This is a genomic window from Limnospira sp. PMC 289.06, assembly GCF_032350395.1.
GTDB classification, from domain to species: domain Bacteria; phylum Cyanobacteriota; class Cyanobacteriia; order Cyanobacteriales; family Microcoleaceae; genus Limnospira; species Limnospira platensis.
The window spans coordinates 1-21,997 of record NZ_JARPLC010000016.1 but is presented as its reverse complement, the minus strand read 5'-3'; the positions used below and the strand labels follow the sequence as shown (position 1 = coordinate 21,997).

Annotated in this window: 16 protein-coding genes; 12 read left to right on the top strand and 4 right to left on the bottom strand. The window is 42.6% G+C overall.

Going from position 1 to position 21,997, the window contains the following annotated elements; genetic code table 11:
- Window positions 1-247: 247 nt before the first annotated feature.
- The 4 genes from P5674_RS05800 (at window position 248) to P5674_RS05785 (ending at window position 7,503) form a co-directional block, all read left to right on the top strand.
- Window positions 248-2,338, top strand: coding sequence for a GAF domain-containing sensor histidine kinase (locus P5674_RS05800; RefSeq protein WP_286171668.1), 2,091 nt, complete (start codon window positions 248-250; stop codon window positions 2,336-2,338).
- A gap of 36 nt (window positions 2,339-2,374) precedes the next feature.
- Window positions 2,375-5,497, top strand: a complete 3,123-nt coding sequence (locus P5674_RS05795) for a PAS domain S-box protein (protein ID WP_014274092.1) — start codon at window positions 2,375-2,377, stop codon at window positions 5,495-5,497.
- Window positions 5,498-6,493: an ATP-binding response regulator gene (locus P5674_RS05790; RefSeq protein ID WP_308805625.1), complete on the top strand. Its 996-nt coding sequence runs from the start codon at window positions 5,498-5,500 to the stop codon at window positions 6,491-6,493.
- Window positions 6,494-6,606: 113 nt separating this feature from the next.
- Complete coding sequence (locus tag P5674_RS05785) at window positions 6,607-7,503, top strand: GGDEF domain-containing response regulator (RefSeq protein WP_014274090.1); 897 nt, start codon at window positions 6,607-6,609, stop codon at window positions 7,501-7,503.
- A gap of 44 nt (window positions 7,504-7,547) precedes the next feature.
- Here P5674_RS05785 and P5674_RS05780 read toward each other — a convergent pair whose 3' ends face one another.
- Window positions 7,548-9,035, bottom strand: a complete 1,488-nt coding sequence (locus tag P5674_RS05780; protein ID WP_043467924.1) for an adenylate/guanylate cyclase domain-containing protein — start codon at window positions 9,033-9,035, stop codon at window positions 7,548-7,550.
- A 592-nt stretch (window positions 9,036-9,627) separates the two neighbouring features.
- Between P5674_RS05780 and P5674_RS05775 the strand changes: the two genes are divergently transcribed.
- On the top strand, window positions 9,628-10,926 hold the full coding sequence (locus tag P5674_RS05775) for a pentapeptide repeat-containing protein (protein WP_006618730.1): 1,299 nt from the start codon (window positions 9,628-9,630) through the stop codon (window positions 10,924-10,926).
- Between the two features lie 21 nt (window positions 10,927-10,947).
- Window positions 10,948-12,339, top strand: coding sequence for a DUF1800 domain-containing protein (locus tag P5674_RS05770; protein ID WP_014274087.1), 1,392 nt, complete (start codon window positions 10,948-10,950; stop codon window positions 12,337-12,339).
- A gap of 3 nt (window positions 12,340-12,342) precedes the next feature.
- On the opposite strand, the gene modB is transcribed toward P5674_RS05770, so the two are convergent.
- Entirely contained in the window at window positions 12,343-14,235 is a 1,893-nt protein-coding gene (gene modB, locus P5674_RS05765) for a molybdate ABC transporter permease subunit (RefSeq protein WP_006618728.1), read from the bottom strand.
- Between the two features lie 171 nt (window positions 14,236-14,406).
- Here modB and ndk point away from each other — a divergent pair, with 171 nt between their 5' ends.
- The 3 genes from ndk (at window position 14,407) to P5674_RS05750 (ending at window position 15,839) form a co-directional block, all read left to right on the top strand.
- A complete protein-coding gene (gene ndk / locus P5674_RS05760) occupies window positions 14,407-14,856 on the top strand; it encodes a nucleoside-diphosphate kinase (protein WP_006618727.1) in 450 nt (149 codons plus the stop codon).
- Between the two features lie 165 nt (window positions 14,857-15,021).
- Window positions 15,022-15,117, top strand: a complete 96-nt coding sequence (gene psaM, locus P5674_RS05755) for a photosystem I reaction center subunit XII (protein WP_006618726.1) — start codon at window positions 15,022-15,024, stop codon at window positions 15,115-15,117.
- A gap of 275 nt (window positions 15,118-15,392) precedes the next feature.
- Window positions 15,393-15,839, top strand: a complete 447-nt coding sequence (locus P5674_RS05750) for a hypothetical protein (protein WP_006618725.1) — start codon at window positions 15,393-15,395, stop codon at window positions 15,837-15,839.
- A 278-nt stretch (window positions 15,840-16,117) separates the two neighbouring features.
- Here the strand turns inward: P5674_RS05750 and P5674_RS05745 are convergent, their stop codons facing one another.
- Window positions 16,118-16,465 carry a Mo-dependent nitrogenase C-terminal domain-containing protein gene (locus tag P5674_RS05745; RefSeq protein WP_006618724.1) on the bottom strand — a complete coding sequence of 116 codons (348 nt, stop codon included), beginning with the start codon at window positions 16,463-16,465 and terminating at the stop codon, window positions 16,118-16,120.
- A gap of 532 nt (window positions 16,466-16,997) precedes the next feature.
- Between P5674_RS05745 and P5674_RS05740 the strand changes: the two genes are divergently transcribed.
- The 3 genes from P5674_RS05740 to P5674_RS05730 all read left to right on the top strand — a co-directional run bounded on the left by P5674_RS05740 (window position 16,998) and on the right by P5674_RS05730 (window position 21,007).
- A complete protein-coding gene (locus P5674_RS05740) occupies window positions 16,998-18,743 on the top strand; it encodes a tetratricopeptide repeat protein (RefSeq protein ID WP_006618723.1) in 1,746 nt (581 codons plus the stop codon).
- A gap of 191 nt (window positions 18,744-18,934) precedes the next feature.
- Entirely contained in the window at window positions 18,935-19,789 is an 855-nt protein-coding gene (locus tag P5674_RS05735) for a type II secretion system F family protein (RefSeq protein WP_315669858.1), read from the top strand.
- Window positions 19,790-20,251: 462 nt separating this feature from the next.
- Window positions 20,252-21,007 carry an alpha/beta hydrolase gene (locus tag P5674_RS05730; RefSeq protein ID WP_006618721.1) on the top strand — a complete coding sequence of 252 codons (756 nt, stop codon included), beginning with the start codon at window positions 20,252-20,254 and terminating at the stop codon, window positions 21,005-21,007.
- Between the two features lie 29 nt (window positions 21,008-21,036).
- Here P5674_RS05730 and sipA read toward each other — a convergent pair whose 3' ends face one another.
- Window positions 21,037-21,291, bottom strand: coding sequence for a regulatory protein SipA (gene sipA, locus P5674_RS05725; protein ID WP_006670270.1), 255 nt, complete (start codon window positions 21,289-21,291; stop codon window positions 21,037-21,039).
- Between the last annotated feature and the right edge of the window lie 706 nt (window positions 21,292-21,997).

The window sequence follows — 21,997 nt, the reverse complement described above, 5'->3', positions numbered from 1 at the left end:
AGGTGCGTCAGTTTCCATTATCCAGTCTGACATAGACCAGAGGTGCGTCAGTTTCCATTATCCAGTCTGACATAGACCAGAGGTGCGTCAGTTTCAAGTTATCGGGTTATGGTTGCTATTTACCGGGTCTGACGCACCCTACAAGGTATGTTCAAGGTACGTTAGAGGTCGCCTACCGAGTGCGTCAGTGTCCAATTATCGAGTTATTATTGGAATTTATGGAGGTCTGACGCAACCGGCGAGTACGATGATGCAAAAATTGCGGAATTTAAACCAAAAATCAGACTGGATTAATGCCTCGGTATGGAAGGATATAGAACAGGAAATGTTATTGCTATTAAATCCGGTTAATAGCAGTTCGACTTTATTTGATGTTCACTGCTTCCAATTGATTCTGTGCTATCTATTTCGAGATTATGAATCGGCTTTACAGGCGGCTGAGTTAGTTGGTAATTATATTGATGATAGTTTAAGTATTTTTAACCGGGGAGAATATTTGTTTTATTATTCCCTAACTTTGGTGGCAAAGGCGGAAACTCTGTCGGGGTCAAAGCGGGATGCTATTTTAGAGAAAATCCGCACAAATCAGGGCTTAATGTCATCCTGGAATCATCATATTTATGGGAGTTTTAAACATCGGTATATTTTGGTGGAGGCGGAGTTAGAACGCCTCTCAAATCAGATATTATCAGCACTGCAAAAGTACGAACAAGCGGTTTCTGAGGTGATTACAAATGGTGCGATTCACGAAATAGCGATCGCCTATGAATTGGCAGCAGAATTTTATAAACAACAAAATTTAGAGCGATTTTTTGTGATTTATATAAAGGCGGCTCATGGTACTTATAGCCGCTGGGAAGCTACCGCAAAAGTTAAAGATATTAAGTATCGATATCCTGATGTTTTTTCTCCCGCCAACTGGTGGAAAAGTTCAGTCTCTCAGAGTCGAGAATACCCAAGCAATGCCCAAATTTTTAATCTTGGTCATGTTCTACAGGCTTATCAAACCTTGTCTGGGGAAACGGTTTTGGCGAGTCTGTTGGCTAAAACCATGAAAATTATTATCGAGAATACAGATGCAGAAATAGGTTATTTGATTTTGCCATGTGACCATAAATCTAGTCAGGAAATCTCTCAAGAATGGATGATTGAAGCTATGGCAGAGATGGATATTGATGAGGTGACTGTTTTGCGGTCAATTCCTCTTAATACACTGTCAGATAAATCTTTTCCTAAGTCTATCATTAACTATGTAGCGCGCACTCATGAATATGTGTTGCTGAATAATGCTTATAACCACCAAATTTTTAGGGATGATGAATATATCAAAAGTCATAAACCTAAGTCGATTTTGGGGATTCCTTTAATTCGTCAAAAACGGCTAATTGGTATTTTTTACCTGGAAAAAAATATGACAAATGGCAGTTTTGAAGATGAACAAATACAAATTGTCAGTTTGCTCTCAGTTCAGGTGGCAATTTCCTTAGAAAATGCTTTGCTTTATCGGACTCTGCAACAGAAAGTCACTGAACAAAATGCAGAACTTTCCCAGACATCCCAACGACTAAAAACGGTGCAAAAACGACTGATTGAAGCTGAAAAAATGGCGACTTTAGGAGGCTTGGTGGCGGGGGTAGCTCATGAAATTAATACTCCGGTGGGTACGGGAATTATGGCGGCTTCGTTTTTGGTGAGTGAAACCAAAAAGTTTTTGAGTCTTTGTCAATTGCAACCGTTAAAGCGATCGGCTTTAAATATGTATCTTGATATAGTATTGGAAAGCAGTAAACTGATTTTGAGTAATCTCCAGCGTTCAGCAGAATTAGTCCAGAGTTTTCAGCAAGTAGCTGTTGACCAAACTTCCCTAGAAAGGCGCACTTTTACCCTCAGACCTTATTTAGAGGAAATTCTATTGAACATTCGTCCTAAACTGAAACAGACCCATCATCGCATTGTCGTTGAGGGGGATGACACCATAGAGGTAGATAGCTATCCTGGCGCTATTTCTCAGGTGATCACGAATTTGGTGATTAATTCTCTGATTCATGCTTACCAACCATCGGAGTCAGGTCAGTTATATTTAAAGATAGCAGAGGTTGGTGATGATCACTTTTTGATTGAATACAGTGATGATGGTTGTGGTATTCTTTCCGAAAACCTGGAGCATATTTTTGACCCTTTTTTTACTACCACTCGTAATCACGGGGGGAATGGCTTGGGTTTACACATTGTGTATAATTTGGTAACTAAAACTTTGAAAGGTACAATTTCTTGTGATAGTCAGGTGGGAGTAGGATCTAAATTTATCATCAACTGTCCGCGCCGTCCTAGCACATGAACAGTGAAGTATTTAATTGATAGGGATCAATAATAAATGTATAATCAAAATCCTTGGGGTGATGTTACTAAAGATGAAGAGATTTTAACGATTATTGAGGATGAGGAGGAAGGTTCTGTCTTATCTCCAATCATTGATGATGTCGATTTGAGAAAACCCTGGAAAATTATGCTGGTGGATGATGATCAAGAAGTGCATCAAGCCACACGAATGGTTTTAAAAACTTTGACTTTTGAACAGAGACCTTTAACTTTTATTTCGGCTTATTCGGCGGGGGAAGCACAAGGGGCGATCGCCGCTAATCCTGACACGGCTGTTTTGTTGTTAGATGTGGTGATGGAAACTAATAATGCGGGTCTGGATTTGGTTAAATATATCCGCAAAAATCTGAATAATTCCTGGGTGAGAATTATCCTTAAAACTGGATATCCGGGGGAAGCACCGGAAGATTCTGTAATTATTGATTATGATATTAATGATTATAAAACTAAGGTAGAAATGACTCAGCAAAAATTAATTACAACTATTATTGCTGCTTTGCGTTCCTATCGAGATATTATGGCATTAGAGGAGAGTCGTAAAGCCTTAAATAAACTTAATCAAAATTTGCAGTATTTAGTCCAAGAACGTACTAAAACCTTGACCGAAAAAAATCAGATATTACAACAAGAAATTGATAAAAGTCGCCGATTAGAACAAGCTCTAATGGAGAGCAATCAAAAGTTTAGGGGGATTTTAGATATTGCGGAAGAGGCGATTATTTCGGTAGGAGAAGACCAACGTATCACTTTATTTAATCAGGGTGCAGAAAGAATTTTTGGCTATACTATTGATGAGGTTATCGGACAACCTCTGAATATTCTTTTGCCGAAAAATATCCACAAAATACATGAAAAACATATCCAAAATTTTGGTCAAAAGGCAATTTTAAATGCTCCGATGAAGGGAAGGCGAGAGGTTGTCGGACAGCGTAAAAATGGGGAAGTTTTTCCGGCAGAGGCTTCTATATCTAGGTTGCAATTATCTGATCAAGTCGTTTATACGGCTATGTTACAAGATATTAGCGATCGCCAAAAAGCTGAACATGAACTTCAGCGCCTTAATCAAGAACTAGAAACCCGAGTTAAACAGAGAACTCAGCAACTACAAAACCAAATTGAACAACAAAAACAAACTGAACAGGCTTTGCGGGAAAGCGAGGAAAAGTTCCGTCAATTTGCTGAGGCAATTTCCGAAGCATTTTTTATAGTTTCTCGCCATGGAGAAGTCCTGTATATTAGTCCGGCTTATGAGCAAATTTGGGGCAGAACTTGTGAGAGTTTATATCAATCTCCTGAGTCTTGGTTTGATTCGATAGATGTGAATTATAGATCGAAAGTAATTAGTGGAATGAAACACCAATTTATGAGGAAAAAAGAATTAGAGTTAGAGTATCCTATTTTTCGCCCAGATGGCGAAAGGCGCTGGATTCGTGCTTGTTCTTTTCCGATTTATGATCAGAACGGAAATATCTACCGCTTTGCTGGTATTGCTGAGGATATTACTGTTCGTAAAGAAGCCGAAGAAGAGTTACAAGCCAGAGAAGTGGCTCTCCGAGAATTATATCAGATTGCTGTGGCTCCTCATCTAAATTTTAATCAGAGGCTAGAATCTTTACTGTCTATGGGGCGACTACAATTTGGCTTAGAAATTGGGATGCTTTCTCATATTCAAGGCGATCGCTATCAGGTGGTAGCGGTACAAACTCCCCCAGGACTGACACCACCCATTGAAAAAGGCGATTTGTTCCCCTTAAAAAATACCTTTTGTGAAGCCACTTTTAACTGTTCGGAAATTGTCTGTATTGCCTCTGCGGCACAGTCAGAATTTAAAAAACATCCAGCTTATCATAACCTAGGACTCCAAGCCTATATTGGTGTTCGGATTGTAGTGGGACAATATGTATATGGAACTATTAACTTTTGTAGTCCCCATCCTCGCCATACTCCCTTTCGCAATAGTGAACGGCAATTATTGCAATTAATTGCCATGTGGATTGGTAATGAAATCGAACGTCAACAGGCTAAAAAAGTTCTGGAACAGGCTTTTCAAAATACTTTACTACAACAACAGATTACGGACGAAATTCGCCAAAGTCTTGACAGCCAACACATTGTTCAAGCTACAGTTAGTTTAGTGGGGGAAGCCTTTCATGTAAATCGCTGTTTAATTCATCGTTATTCGCCGAATTCTAGCCAAAAAATAACTATGGTAGTAGAGTATTTAAGGGGGCAATATGAGTATTTTATGGGGATAGAAATACCCATTAGTAAGAATCGACATCTTGCCATATTATTAAATCAGGATCAGGCTATAGCTTCTGATGATGTCTACAAAGACCCCCTGCTTTTTCCCCATTATGATCTCTGTCGCCAAATTAATTTAAAATCCATGTTAAGTGTTCGGACTTCCTACAAAGGGGAACCGAATGGAGTAATTAGTTTGCAACAGTGCGATAGGTTCCGCCAGTGGACTCACGACGAAATTGAACTAATAGAAGCTATCGCTCAACAAGTAGGAATCGCCTTAGCACAGGCGCAACTTTTGGAGCAGGAAAAATTACATAAACTCGAACTAGAACACAAAAATCAAGCCCTCAAAGAAGCGACACGCCACGCCGAAGCTGCTAACCGGGCTAAGAGTGAATTTTTAGCTAATATGAGTCATGAAATTCGGACTCCCATGAATGCGATTCTAGGATTTTGCGATCTGCTACAGGGTTTGGTGGCGGAACCTCGTCAAAAACAATATGTTAAATCCATTGGGGCTAGTGGTAAAACCTTACTGGCTTTGATTAATGATATTCTGGATTTATCCAAAATTGAAGCCGGAAAAATGGAACTCCATCAGGAGCCTATGGATTTACGGGTTATGCTAGAAGAAATCTACCAAATTTTCTGCCAAAAAGCAGCAGAAAAAAAGGTAGAATTGATTATAGAAATTAATGATGATTTGCCGAAGGCGATTATCTTTGATGAAGTCAGGTTACGACAGATTTTGTTAAATGTGGTGGGAAATGCTCTCAAATTTACTGATAATGGTTCGGTGAAAGTTTCGGTTTTGACTAACAGTAATACTCCGGTAAGTGCGGATAATACGGAACCTACTATGTCCCTATAAATTGCGATCGCTGATACGGGAATTGGTATCGCACCAGAACAACAGGAACGCATTTTTGATAGTTTTATTCAAAGTGAAGGACAAAGTACCCGCAAATATGGTGGTTCAGGACTAGGGTTAGCAATTACTAAACGACTCACCCAAATGCTTGGGGGAACTATCAGCCTGGAAAGTCAACTAGGTAAAGGTAGTAAATTTACCTTAATTTTCCCGCAAGTTACACCCATAGATTGGCAACCTGACGATAGAATTGTCGAAATAAATGATGATTTAAATCAAATTCAAAGCAGTAAAATATTAGTGGTTGATGATGTCCAATCTAACTTAGATTTAATTCAGGGATATTTTGTCAATTCCCATCATCATCTGTGGCTGGCACATAATGGCATCGAAGCTATTCAAATAGCGGAACTAGAGAAACCCGATTTAATTATGATGGATTTGCGAATGCCGGAACTAGATGGGGTGGAAGCGACTAAACAATTAAAGGCTAATCCCGCCACTAAGCAGATTCCAATTATTATTTTAACTGCCTCATCTTTAGATCGTGACCACCAAGAATTATCTTCTCTCCAAGATGGTTTTTTGCATAAACCTGTAAGTCGTTCACAGTTAGTTTTAGTGTTAAAACAACTGCTTCCCCTGGATACTGTAAATACTGTTGAATCAGTGGCTGATGATACCTCACCAGTACCCCCGGCTTTTCCGGTTTCCCCAGAGTTCCCCCATGGGTCCATTGATGAATTACTGGAAAAACTCCAGCAACAGGAAGAAATATTTTGGCCAGAACTAGGACAAACTCTCAAAATGAGGGATTTACAGGCATTTTCGGAGCAGTTGGTTCAATGGTCGCAGCAGTATCCCTATCCGGCTTTTGTTGAATATGCTTTAACCCTGAGTTCCCAACTCGAACAATTTGACTGGGACAAAATCCCTGGGACGGTCAGAGCCTTTCCAGACCTGCGACGATCGCTTATAGATATTTATGGTGAATAACTTATGGTGATTATTACTAATTGAACAGGTTGTTACTGTCGTATTTAGTTGTCATTGGTTAACAATTGGTATAGGATCAATGTATAGTCTTGGAATTAATAGCCCAGTGTGTAGTGAATTCTTTTCAACCAGAAAATTTTTTGATTTTGATTGTTGATGATGTCAGCAAAAATTTGCAGGTCGTGGGGGCGATGCTTGATGATGTGGGTTACGCCACAACCTTCGCCACCAGCGGTAAACAGGCGATCGAAAGGGTAAAAACTGCTAATCCTGACTTGATTTTACTTGATTTAATGATGCCGGAAATTAACGGTTTGCAGGTGTGTGAGCATTTGAAGGCTGACCCGCTTTATGCAGAAATTCCGATTATTTTATTGACGGCTAGTAATGAATCTGAACATTTACTTCAGGCTTTTAGTCAAGGGGCGGTTGATTATGTTACTAAACCCTATAAGGCTCCTGAACTACTGGCTCGCGTTAAAACTCATTTAGAGTTAAAATATACTCGCGATGAATTAAAACAAGCCTTAGTTGAATTAGAAAAGTTAGCGACGACAGACGCTTTAACAGGTATTGCTAATCGTCGCCATCTCTTAGTTTTGGGTGAGCGCGAATTTCAACGTACCCACCGCTATAATAACCCCTTTTCTGTGTTAATGATTGATATTGATCATTTTAAGTTAATTAATGATAATTATGGTCATAATATCGGAGATAAAGCCCTCAAAATAATGGCAGCTGTCACGGTAAATGCTTTAAGAAAAGTGGATATTTTTGGCAGGTTTGGAGGGGAAGAATTTGTGGTATTTTTACCGGAAACTAAAGCTGATGAAGCCTTGGTGGTAGCGGAAAGAATTAGAGAGGCGATCGCCACAACTCCCATATACGTTGATGACCAGACTATTCATATAACTGTGAGTATTGGTGTGACTATTTATAACTCATCAGAAATTAGTCTGGATGGCTTACTTATGGAGGCAGATAAAGCACTTTATGACGCCAAAAAATAAGGTCGTAATCAAGTGGTAATTTATCCAAAATTTAACCAACTTGATTAATCCACAGATTTTGACCGTTTACCAATTAGCCAGTAAGTGGTCATATTGCCTTTCCCTTTCACAGAAACAACCCCTCGTTTTTCTAAGATATATTGTTGTTTTAAATGCCAGTATACGGTCTGACTGACTTGGATTTTTCCGGGTTCACCTTGTGACTCCATACGACTAGCAGTATTGACCGCATCTCCCCATAAATCATAGGTAAACTTTTTTAAACCAATAACCCCAGCCACCACCGGACCCATATTAATACCAATACGGATATTCAGTTGGTGGCTAATTTCCCCCTGTTTATGATCATCTGTAGACCCTTCTGCTAACCCAGAGGCTTCAGCAACTGGAAGGCTAACGCAGTGGAATTGTTGGACAACTTGTTGCATTTCTATAGCCATATCAGCGACGGCTTGAGGGTGATCATCACGGGGGTTAGGAATTCCCCCAACCACCATATAAGCATCACCAATAGTTTTAATTTTCTCCAAACCATACTTATCTGTAAGGCGGTCAAAAGCGGAAAAAAGTTGATTAAGTAAATCCACCAATTCTGTGGGTGTTAATTGCGAAGCAAGTTCGGTAAAATTAGTTATATCTGCAAATAAAATAGTCGCCTGTTCAAATCTATCCGCAATACACCTGTGGGTATTTTTTAACTTATCGGCTATGGTTTCCGGCAGAATATTTAACAATAATTCATCGGATTTTTCCTTTTCTTGGCGTAAGGCTTCCTCGGCTTGTTTTTGTTGTGCGATCGCCTCAGAAATTTGATGATACATCTGCATAAATGCGCGAATCACATCCCCCAATTCATCGCGACTTTCCACAGAAGCAGCATAAAAGTGAGGGGGTAACCGATGATTAGCAATAGCTGAACCCGCGTTGATTAAATCCTGTCGTAAATTCAAAATCGGCAAAATCACTAAATAGTTAAGCACCACCATGGTCGCACCAGTGACAAACACAGAAATAATCAAAACCAGTCCCGCAATTCGTACAATAAAATACCAGACTTCCCGATGAATAGGAGAGGCATCATAGCGGAGGATAATGAGATAATCATCTAGGCGGGGAAAAGTATCACAGGTAAGATCATAGCGATCGCCTTCGGGAGTGTTTACATACAGTATTTGTACATCTCTGGCTTCTGGATAAGATAAAGCTGGAGTTTCCCCAAAACTGCCAATTAGTTGTCCGTCGGAACTATAGAGAGACCCTCCCATAATATCAGAGTTCATATAATGTAAATTTTGCAGTTGTTTGAGAAAATCCTCCGGCGTTTGATGGGGGTAAGTTGCTACTATCCAAGCGATTTTTTGAGAGGTTAGGTGCTGCAATTTAGATAACAACTCTTGGCGACGACGATACACTGATGGCACCAAAATAATTAATTCAATCACAACTATGCTAGTGGCAACCCAAAAGGCAATCCGCCTAGATAGGCGCGCATTTAGACATCTAGTAATTCCTATGGGGAGTAGTGATTTCATCGATTTTGGGGTCGTTTATATACTTTAATTTTCGAATATAAATAACTTAGAAAATACTAATACTTATTAGTTATTTATTATAGTTTTTATTGTATTTTATTTATCTTATCAAAAAACTAGATATTATTCTGATAATATGGAGTTAATATTTGCCGGAATTAAGCGGTATTCTTATTAACCTGTCCTCTCATTTATGGAGCGATCGCATATTCACTTAACCTGTCGCCTGGGAAGTCTAAATAACCAGATTTTGCCGCTGATGTAACCATGGGACAAATTGCCTAACTATTTTCGCAGAAGGGGCTAAACTGTGGGCGTGAAAATCAACCATAATCTGGCGGGTAACAGTCTGTTTAGTGGTATGGGGTAGCTGTTTAGACTTCCAGCAACGCCCTGGAGTTGGGTAGCTAACTCCTAATTTTTTGGTATAGTCAGATAACTTGCACTTCATGGATATAATATAGCAAATTTGATTATATCTGAATTATCAGTCAATTTTTATAATACATTTACGATACCCGATCTGCCGGAACTTTAGATACAATAGATCCAGAGAAGAGCATTAAATCTTTCCTAGCCTTTATCAACCAGTATGACAGAACCCAATTTATCCGCACCGCAACAGCCTCATCAGGATATTGATAGCCCCAATGGAAAGAGCCCTAACACCATTACCCTGAGTCCCTCAGCGTCTGAGAATCCAGCCTTATCCTACACCGAACATGGGGAGGTGTTTCACCTAGAAGAGTCCCCCAACAACAAAGGGAAAGGGGAGTTGGAAAATCCCAAACCCAGTAACTTTTTGGCTTCCGTGTTGACCCTGGGGGCGATCGCCGTCATGATTTTAGGGTTAGCGATCGATAACGTCTGGGTCGGCTATCTCAGCGCCGTTGTGGCTATTGCCGCATCACTGTTAATTATTTGGCCGAGTTGGGGTAAAATTTGGACAACCCTAATTCCTCCTATCTGGCGTAGTTTAATCGTCGCTAGTTTCGGGATTTTATCGGCAATTACCGGGCTGTTGATGCTGAGTGGTTCCAACACAGACGCAGCCCGTAATATTGTAATTAACTGGGATGCGATCGGCGCACTGGGGGAATTGATCGGCGCTTTGGGTCAAATTATGATCGCCATTTTAGCCGTATATGTGGCTTGGCGACAATATGTAATCTCCCGGGATTTAACCATTCAGCAAAACCGCATCACCCAACAACAGACCATCGATGCTTATTTTCAGGGGGTCTCTGATTTAGCCTTAGGGGAACAGGGACTATTAGAAGATTGGCCCCAGGAACGGGTAATTGCAGAGGGACGGACCGCCGCCATTATTCGTAGTGTAGACGCAGATGGGAAAGCCAAAATTCTCCGGTTTCTGTCCCAGGCGCGGTTAATTACTCCCCTCAAACGCGATCGCCATTTGGGTCGCCCTATATTAGATGGTAATGGCAGTTATGCTGAAGATAGAGCCGAAGGTATTCGAGTTATTGATTTAGGAGCCATGTTAGCCGGGACGGACTTAAAAAATACCGATCTGCGGCGCACAGACCTGGGAGAAGCGAACCTAGTCCGCGCTAATTTAACTAATTGTGACCTGGTGCGTGCTAATTTATCTCGCGCTATTCTCTATGAAGCCAACCTCACCCATAGTAATCTGCGATCGACTAAATTCTTTTATGGTTCAGTGGAAAACGCCAGTCCCCGGACTCGGACATTAATTCCTGACTACTCTACTGGTGCTAATACTGGGGCTGTCATAGAAAATGCTGATTTTACTGGGGTTTTGAACCTCTCCGAGGAGAATCGTTATTATTGCTGTGCTTGGTCGGGGTCAAAATCTCGAAATACTATTCCCGGCGGCTGTGATGGTATCCCGAATAAATTAGGGCGTTAACATTTTCAGGAGTATAGAATTATGGGCGATCGCCAAATTATTCATCTGGTTAACCGACTGAGTTTAGGCTTAATTAACGGTCAGATTAATCAAATTAAAAATACCGGGATGGCGGGATATATTAACTCACAACTTAACCCCAATTCTTTAGCTATTCCGGCAACTCTCACCCAGGAACTTCAGCCCTTAGATACCCTCCCCTGGCGACCGGGAAAGCTAGTTAGAGAACAAAATCGAGAGGTTAATGAAGCCCAAAAACTGGGGTTAGGACAGCCTCAACTCGCACAAGTTAGGCGGCAATTTCAACAGAGAGTAATTAACCAAATTCGTCGCGCTAGAATGATTCGGGCTTTACATAGTCCCCGCCAATTAGAAGAGGTGATGGTCGATTTTTGGTTTAACCATTTTAATGTATTTGGATTGCAAGGACTGAGTAGAATTTGGATTGGGTCCTATGAAGAACACGCCATTAGACCTCATGTTTGGGGGAAATTCCGCACCCTACTAGGCGCAACCGCTAGGCATCCGGCTATGTTATTCTATTTGGATAATTGGCAAAATACCGCCCCTAATAGTCCCGGTGCAACGGGAAGATTTAAGGGGTTGAATGAGAATTATGCGCGGGAATTGTTGGAGTTGCACACCTTGGGAGTTGAGGGGGGATATACACAAAATGACGTGATGGAATTAGCCCGAATTTTGACAGGTTGGGGATTGCCAAAACCAAGCGATCGCCCCCGCAATCAGGAGGGATTTTATTTTGATGAAACTCGCCATGATTTTAATGATAAAATCCTCTTGGGTAGAACTATTAAAGGCAGAGGTATCGAGGAGGTTGAGGAAGCATTAGATATCTTAGCCAGTCACCCCGCCACCGCCAAACATATCGGTTATAAATTAGCCCAAGCATTTGTGGCTGATGAACCCCCATCATCTTTAGTTAAGGCTTTAGGCGATCGCTTTATCGAAACCCAAGGCGATATCACCGAAGTTCTCAAAACCTTATTTAACAGCACCGAGTTTTGGGAGGAAAATCACTACAATAGTAAATTCAAAAACCCCTATCGTTATATAACCTCAGTCATGCGCGCCGTCGGAGAAGTGACTAATTATGACCCCATTAACGGCATTTTAAATCAGTTGGGAATGCCTCTTTATGGCTGTCCTTCTCCTGATGGATATAAAAACACTCAACAGGCTTGGTTAAACCCAGATACCATGGTGCGTCGCAGTAGTTTAGCCGTCCCCTTAGCGGGGGGACTACTCCATAAAGGCAACCCAGTTGATGTCAAGCAGCTAGAGGAAACTTTAGGGGTTTTGTTATCTGCCCAAACTCGCCAAATTTTAGCAGAAAGTCCCCCCAATTTACAGGGTGCAATTTTCTTGGGTAGTCCCGAATTTATGCGGTATTAAAAATTAGTTTAATCCCCTGTTAGTCAGGATATCTGGTGATGGGATAGTATCATAATTATCCGGGTTTACCAGTGGCAAAAGTTGGTCAGCAGCCAGAGCAATTTTCCAAGGAAATTCATGGTTATTAAGTTCCTGCCATTTAGCTTTAGAAATATCAGCTTGAAGGTGATAATTTTGGGGGTGATTGGGGGGACTGTTTAACTTAAGATAAAGGCTCATTTGTTTGGGTGATTTTATCGTAAAAACTACCCAGCAAGGAAAGATATTTTTTTCTCCTGGTGGGTTGGTTTCTGACCATAAACTCAGGTTTTCCCCAACCTGATAAGCCCTAATTCCTACATGAGTTAATCCCTGGGGAAGGGGATTTGATAATTCTAAGTTACACCCCCAGTCAAGGCTTTTTATCACCCGTTCCGAAATTCTGACCACCCGTGAAAAGTTTTTGCATCCTGTCAGTTGGGCGGTTGATAAAGTAGGGGGGTGATCAAAAATATCTTGTGTGGAACCAGACGCTTCTACCCGTCCCTGATTAATTACTAATAACCGAGGACAAATACGATAGGCTTCTGAACGGTTATGGGTCACAAATAATGTCACTCCTGGATAGGTTTCTAATATTTGGATAAGTTCCTGTTCCATTTGATATCGAATGTGGCTATCTAGGGCGGAAAAGGGTTCATCTAACAGTAAAATTTCGGGTTCCCCTACTAAAGCCCTGGCTAGGGCGACTCGCTGTTGTTGTCCCCCTGATAGTTGATGAGGATAACGGTTTCCTATCCCCGGAAGTTTCACCCTGATTAATTGTTCCTCAACCTTCCTCTGTATTTGACGATGGGAGAGTTGGTCTGATAAACCAAAGGCGATATTTTCCGCCACAGTTAAATGGGGAAATAGGGCGTAATTTTGAGCCAAAAAACCTATATGGCGATCGCCACTCGGAATATTTATTTTCTGGACAGAATCAAATAGCACCTTCCCGTTTAAAACTATCCTGCCACTGGTGGGAGTATCCACCCCGACAATACATCTTAAAATCATACTTTTTCCCGTACCAGATGCACCCAAAATCCCTAGGGGTTCTTCGGGATAGCCAGCAAATTTTACCTGTAATCCAAAATCCGGAAGTTGTTTATAAATATTGACTTGTAACCCTTTACTTTCCGGCGGATATATGCTAAAATCATCCGGTAGTTTAATCTTGATATGAGGATGATTAACCCCCGGAGATTTGCGAGGCGATCGCTGCCATTTAATCCCCAAATTCGCCAAAGTAATTGCCGATAAAGAAATCGATAAAATCACCCCTGACCATATCCAGGCTTCCTGAATTTCTCCAGCTTGTACCGCCCCATAAATCGCCAAAGGAATAGTTTGAGTAACTCCCGGAATATTGCCAGCCAACATCAGAGTTGCCCCAAACTCTCCCAGTCCCCTAGAAAAAGCCAAAGTCGCCCCCGAAATAATACCAGGAAAAGCCAAAGGAAACGCTACTCGCACAAAAACCTTGAGTTGAGAAGCCCCTAAAATGCGGGCGGCAACTAACAAATTGCTATCTATTTGTTCAAAAGCCCCACAGGAAGTTTTATAGATGAGGGGAAAAGTCACCACAGTAGCCGCAATAATGCCCCCATACCAAGTAAAGACAATATTGATATTGAGGATAGCTAAAACCCCGCTTAATAGGCCTCTATCCCCAAAAAATCGCAGCAAAATAAATCCCACCACTGTCGGGGGCAAAATCAGGGGAGAAATTAAAAGACTTTCAATTAATGATTTCCATTTACCTTGATAACTATACAATTGATAAGCCGCCAAAACTCCCCCTATAAAAGTGATGGCTGTAGCTAGTAGCGAGATTTTTAAGGAAATCCAAATAGGCGATAAATCCGATGGCATTTCGGGGTTATAGATTCAGGGACAGTGACACTATACACTATTGAGACCAACTACACCAACGATTAACTCTCCCTAGGTGGAGTCAATTGATCAGCCAATTAAATGATGACAGTGACTCAAAATGGGTTAATCTGATTCCTGTAGATATTTGCTAAGAACAGGAGATTAGGCTTGGAACGCACATTTCTAGCTATTAAGCCTGATGGTGTTCAACGGGGACTCATCGGCGAGATTATCAAACGCTTTGAAGCCAAAGGCTTTACCCTGGTGGGTTTAAAAATGATGAAAGCCAGCCGCCAACTGGCTGAACAACATTATGATGTCCACAAAGAAAGACCATTTTTCAATGATCTGGTTTCTTTCATCATTTCCGGTCCTCTAGTAGCAATGGTGTGGGAAGGAGAAGGTGTCATCGCCTCTGCTAGGAAGATTATCGGCGCTACTAACCCCCTGAATGCTGAACCGGGAACCCTGCGGGGAGATTTTGGGATTAGTGTTGGTCGCAACTTAATTCACGGGTCAGACGCACCAGAAACAGCCCAAAAAGAAATCGCCCTGTGGTTTAAGGATGAGGAATTGGTAAGCTGGGAGCCTAGCCTCAAGTCCTGGCTGGTAGAATAGCATCAGTTTGGGGACATCAATGGCGATCGCCATCAGTGGTCCCCAGTTTCCCCAAAAACCGTAACATTTTGTTTAAACTTGTTACAAACTCTTCCCAAGCGACCCATATTAGTTCAAATTAGTCAACAATCAAGATCACATTCAGATCCAAGGAGTTTCTTTATTATGTCTCTAACCGATACCCAAGTTTTTGTGGCTTTGGTAATTGCCTTGATCCCCGGTATTTTGGCATTCCGTCTTTCCACCGAACTTTATAAATAGAATCGATCCCTGTCTTTGTTGTCTCTAGGGACAATAACCGGACTTCGACAGAAAAGCGATCGTAATGGAGACAATTGCTGCATAATGCAGTAAATTAGTCTCTATCACTAGGCTTAACTGTCGGGGTCTTTTTATTTATAGTGCTGCGGGTTAAGTTTCGCAGCAAAGGATTGCATAACTCCACAGATGATGCAGGGACGCATCAACCGGGCTACCAGCCTGACAACTTGCCTTCGCATCAGACTCGATGATAAAAATATACTGAGACGACGATCATGTACGCGATTAAACCTTCTACACCACCTCAAAAACCACAGCAGTCTCCCCGTCCCTTGCGTCGTCGTTCTCAAGCCCGAGTCCGACCTCGCACCAATCGAAATCATCGATCGCTCGCATTAGAAACTACGGCGAAAATATTGACAAATTTCACATTATCTGCATTCGCAGTAGCAGCACTGGTCCAAATTGTGCCGAATCAACGCATCGTCCATGATAAATGGCGAGAAATTGAGGCGGAAGTTAATATGACTGAAGCCAGGGTTCAACAACATCAAGAGGAGTTTAGTCGCTATTTTGACCCTCAACAAGCTCAAAATATTATGCAAGAAAATGGCAACCGAATAGACCCCCGCCAGCGTCAAATTGTCTGGTTACACCCTAACCATAGGACCGCAGATAAACCTGAATTATCAGAGTCTCACTATGCGGAATTAGATCAGTAAAGTAGAGACAATTGGTTAACTACCACTGCCAATGAATCGCGCTTATGGAGTTGCGTAGTTCACCTTTCCACTTGATAATTTGCTCAACCTGCCCATTTGCCGTTTTCTGAAAACTGAGGCTGATTTTAGTTCATTAACACCATGGTTTTTGCCCATCTTTTTGGGGGTTAATTTCGATTAACAATCCCCCATCTCCTCCAACCTAGGGGTTGTAGGGTGATGGGGGTTAATCGTCAACCATTAAACTCTGATCTGGCGGTTCACCATTTCATCTGATTTTAGCCTCCGAGATAAGCGGTGATATCCTCGCCACATTCATCAGCCAGATAGCATAAAGCGCGAAAACGTAAACTGACTAATTCTTCATAAACCGGATTGAGTTTGCATAAGGGCGGAATGTGAAAAATAGTGCGATCGCCAAATTTAATATCTCGCTCAAAGGGGCATTGAGTCGGAATTAAACTACATAGCAATCGGGCGGTTTTCGGATTTTTGACTTGTATCTGGTTCAGCCACTGTCGCAGAGGTTGAAGGGGCGAAAATGATGGGTGAAAATGGTGGTGTGAATGATTTTTAACCCAACTAGCAAGGTGCAGACGGGGCATAGTATGGTTTGCCCAATTCATGATTAAATCCCTCAAATAGGAATACAGATGGCGATCGCCACCAGTTAGTATACTTTTTGCTGTACACTGGATCTTCAATCTTGTTGACAACTAATCCGCAATGGTTAGCGATCGCATTTCCTAGCTTGATCAGTCCAACTAGGGCTATTTCAAGCCCCCACTAGAATCGGTACTCCCATTTAGTGGTGGGTTATTGACGGTTAAATATTGCCATTGGCTTTGGATATCCTTCGTTCTCCCATCAATGATCTTGCCTTACATTTTCAGATTTTGGCTATGATTTAGATCACAACTATAAATCAAGTCTATAAACAATATAACTTTTACTGATAATCTAGGTATTGACAAGGAAACTTTTTTGTGAATTAAAGCCCAAGTATGGCGATCTAACCTGGGAAAACTTGGTTGACGATGTTTGGTTCACCGCCGGAGTATCAATTCTGGTAAACTGGCAAGATATCTGAAAGTCAAAAAAGCCCTGTCTAACCGGGGTGGGTAAAGTCAAAATCAAGCCACGGTGAGGAAAGAGACGTTGCTGAACACAGATGAACAGTTAAACCAGCAGCCTGCGCCTGTAACTACCCCTGCTGAAACATCTCAGACATCCACTGGTGAGGGTGATTCTGTTGGGGTGGAACAAGATCAAGCCGGGAACTGGGGGATATTCAATATATTTAAAGCATTTCGGGAGTATAACCAGGGGAATCGTTTATATAAACGGGAGCGATATGATCAGGCTCTGATACATTATCAGATCGCGGTTAAGTTAAAGCCTGATTCGTGGGCGGCTTGGTTGCGCTTGGGTAATACATTACGAAAGTTGAAACAGTATAAAAAGGCACTGGGGGCCTATGATCGGGCTATTAAATTGCGTCCGAGAAATTATTGGCCGTGGACGTTTAGAGGTATGACTCTATCGAAGTTAGAACGCTATGAAGAAGCGATCGCCTCTTTTGACAAGGCTTTAACTATGGAACCCAATAACTTTGAAGCCTGGTATGAGAGGGGTTTGGCTTTGGAAGCATCCCTACAATTTGAGGCTGCTGCGGCTTCCTATAAACGGGCGATCGAAATTAAACCAAATATTTCGGCTCTATGGTATCACCAGGGTAGTGCTTTGATGAATGACGATCGCTATAGTGAAGCCGTGGCATCATTAGATCGGGCGGTCAAACTGGAACCGGCTAACTATGAAGCCTGGTTTCATCGTGGGGAAATGCTGACTCGTGAGCATCGTTATGTCGATGCGATCGCTTCCTACGATAAAGCCTTAGAACTGCAACCAGCGAGCTTCAAGGCTATTTTTAATCGGGGGATTGCCTTACAAAAATTACATCGCTACAATGATGCGATCGCCTGTTATGACCAAGTGATCCAACTGCAACCCAACGATTACGAAGCCTGGTTTTATAAAGGTATGGCTCTGAAATCGGGGTGGCCGAAAACTGCTTTACTTAGCCTAGATCGGGCTTTGGAAATTAACCCGGAGTCCCCAGCTATTTGGATAGGTCGGGGTCAAACTTTACTGGATTTAAAAGAATATAAATCCGCGATCGCTTCTTTTGACCGCGCTACTCAACTCAATTCTAACTTTCCCGAAGCCTGGTTAGGTCGCGCAGTCGCTTTATTTCAGTTGCGGCGTTACCCAGAAGCCATAATTGCCTGCGATAATGCCCTGCAAGTACAACCAAACTTCCTCGAGGCTTGGAACCAGCGGGGATTGACCTTAGAAAGATTAGGACGCTATGAGGATGCGCTGAAGGCCTACGATAAAGTAATTCAAACTACTGTTTTAACCCTCGAACTAGCAGACCAAGTGGGACTACAGCGAGGTATGGCATTGGAACTACTTAAACGAGATGAAGAAGCAGTCATGGCTTATCGGAAATTGGTTCGCCAAAAACCTGATAACTTTCAAGCCTGGGTGAAACTGGGACAGGTTTTAGCTCGTTTGGGACAATATGTGCAGGCGGTGGATGCTTTTTCTGAGGCGATCGCTATTTGGCCAGACAATTACCAAATTTGGTTAGAACAAGGGGCGATCTTGGAAAAACTCGATCGCTATCAAGATGCGATCGCTGCTTATGACCGACTCATTAAAATCAAACCCGACTACTGGGAAGCCTGGGTCAGACGCGGCCAAGCCTTCGAGCAAATTGCCCTATATCAAGAGGCTTTTAATTCCTATGGGATCGCCCTAGAACTCAGCGAACAACCCCAACCATCACCAATTATCGCTCACCGAGAACGAGTCAGGCGGAAACTCGTAGATATGTAACCCCCAACGAGCAACCCCCATGGCCGAAAGTCATGGCTCAGTTGATGTTCAAAAAACCCCGTTTATTCCGAAAATATTCTTTGACAACCTAGAAACAGCATAGAAACCCGGTTTTAAAGAGAGTTCCTAATTCCTTGCACCCATGCCCTATGACCCCCCAGGAAAAAGCCCAACTATATACTAAACTGGCAGTGCTGTTGGAATCTGGTTTGACAGTCTATCAAAGTTTGATAGTAATCGCCAAAAAAAGCAATCCTCGGCTTGGTCGTTACCTGGGGAAAGTGATTAAATCTCTCGGTCGTGGGGAAGATTTATCTGTCGCTTTCAGACGAGCCCCTCGGATATTTGACTGGTGGACTGCTAGTTTGCTGGATATAGCAGCCACCAGCGGCGCACTACCGGAAATGTTGTTACAACTGGCTGAAATTGAAAAACAGCAGACCCACCGACAAAATTTTTATCGTTCTGTGACCATAGCTGCTGCGACTACTGCTTTCAGTCTTCTGTTGCTACTGGCGACTATCTTATACACCCATGAGGCTAACCTAAATGATTGGCTGTTGTGGATGTTTCTAGCCGGCGTTGTCGGGTTTATGGTCTACAAACTTATCCCCAGACTGCCTTTGATCCGTCGTATTCAAACCGCCCGTTCTATGCTATATCTAGCTGAGTTGGAATTGCCCATTAGATGTGGCTTGCCAATTCTCATGGCGATCGAATTGGTGCGCGATCGCATTCCATGTCCGCAGATGAGGGGAACTTTAACCGTAGCCTTGGGACAAATTCCCGCCGGCAAAAATCTCAGCCAATGTCTGCGGGAACGACTCCCGGCGATCGCTATCAATTTGATTCGCACTGGCGAAGAAACCGGACATCTCGATGGTGCCCTGTATAATGTTAAACAATACTATGAACAGGAACTAATGCGATCGCTGCGTCTACTACAGAGGATTCTGATTCCCGTGACTCTCCTATCAGCGGGAGGAGTAGTAGCCATTCTAAGCCTAGAAGCCATGAAATCACTCTTCATTTTGCTACCTAGTTAACCCCTCAAATCCTGGGAACTAGGAACAGATTGGCAAAAATTAATGTTTTCGAGCTTGTGAAATTTGGCAACTACATTTAAGCTGACTATAACCGCAACCGGATCCGAAATTGTGGTGCATAAGGCCTGCCGACTGCTAGTTTATTATTGGGAAATTCTTACCCAAATGCTTGACATTATACCCAACTATTGATACACTCGGAACCGTCAAGGCCTATAGCAGCATAGCTGTTCTGTAGTAGACGTAAAGTGCATCGCCTGTAAATTTTGGCTGACAAAAGGCGATTTGTACATGAGAATAGTCCGCTTTCAACCTAATGTTGAAAGCATTAAGAGACACCTCCACGTCTGCTTTTTAAGATTGTGCAATACTCAGATACTTCCGACTATTGCCCAATTTTTGGGGGTTAAGTGTATCTGTTATGAGAAATGGCAGTTTTCATTCTTTTAAGTGAGGTTTTACATGAAACTACCAAGTGTGAAGAATTTTCGTCCGGGATTGTTTTTCGGAGCGATCGCTGGTGTAATTTTTGCTCAAAGTGGTGCGATCGCCGCCGAGCGAGTGATTCTCACCTATGGACCTTTCCAAGCTCCCATCAACATCAGCGATTTAGAGGCATTTACCAGAGATGGAGTGACCACTAAAACTATTCGCCAGATTGTCGGTGCTTCCGGGATTCAGGCAGACACCCTGCGGGGATTGATGGGATTAGAAATTGGCTTTGACCTAGTACCATTTTCCTGTATGATTTACACTCCCACAGGTCAAGAACTAACTGATGAAATTGGTGCAACTGTACGAACCCATCGGCGAGTTGCTAATGGCAAAGCTATTCGCGCTGGACTGATTAACGCCCTCAGCAACGATGGCAAAATCTCTTTCTTGGAGTTTCTGAAATACTATCCTGTGCCGGGAATGTATGTCGATGTCGCCAATATTCCGGCAACAGTCGCTAAAATGCAGAGCGTAAGTACCGAATTGGGATCTCTGTTTAGACAGGGTTCACAGTTTGGGACTCAGTTCTCCGATGGTACAAGAATTGTCGGTGGCTGTTCTGCTCAACGAGTTGATTTACCAGGTGCTGGTGCTGGTGTTGTACAACCACGGCCCGCACCAACACCCGCGCCACGGCCTGCACCTGCACCAGTGCCACGGCCTGTACCCGCACCAGCGCCGGCACCAGCGCCGGCTCCTGGTCCAATTAGAGGCCTGTGGTAATTTGACTGTTGGTTTAACTCCCCAGGGTGTCAGTCAGACACCCTGCTTTCTGGCTCTGGGTTTTCCACTGCCTCAATATATTGGCTCTCTATTAAAAATGAACCTTTGGTGAATCTAACGCCCCAGTAACCACCAGGACGGCGATCGAGAACTACCCCCACTTCACCTAACTTGATCACGTTCGGAGGCCGTAGAATCGGCATGGGTTCCGCTGTTTTGATATATGGCGGTAGAGCAATCACTCTAACTTGTTGATGAACGGCAAATTCTTTATCTTTTTCCATCAGATCTGGGAATGCTTCCACTGAGCAATCACCCTATTGTAAACGATCGCAGCCATTCTCATTATAGAAATTCGACTGCTATTGGGTAGAATGTCTAACTCTAAACCTTGCAGGATAAACGTCAGTAGGCCCTCCCAACTGTCTAAGTACAGGTAACAGGTTAACGCCCGTAAATCACCAAAAAAAGTCTTGCGGGTCCTAGCAACTTGTACTTATCATCCAGCAACTCCAGCCAGGTATGCAATAGTACCGACAGGATGTTTCGGGTCTTGAGGGTGTTGTTATGCGAACAGCACTGGAGCATGAAAACCTTGTCTCAAGAGAGCAAGGATGAAAGGCGACACGGGTACTTTAGTGCCCGTCAGCCCAAGACCTGATCAACTCTCGAACAACATCGCTGTTTGACTTGACACGCTTACTAGATAAATGCTACACAGATTGAGCGTGGATAAAGGTAACCAACCACTTAAAAAACCTTGTTGCCTCAAGGCGTACACTGAACCTTGACCATTGAATCTATGCGGTTTTGCTGCATTGTTCTAGCTTCCTCCAGGCAGCAGGTAAAAGATTCACAGGAACTAGACAAATCAGTTTTTGAGGTATATTTGCTTTAATCTAAACAGGATTGGCAGAAATGCAACTACGGTAGGGCATACGTGCGAGACGTTTAGGAGTCAAATAAGGCTGCAATGCCTGAAATAACCTC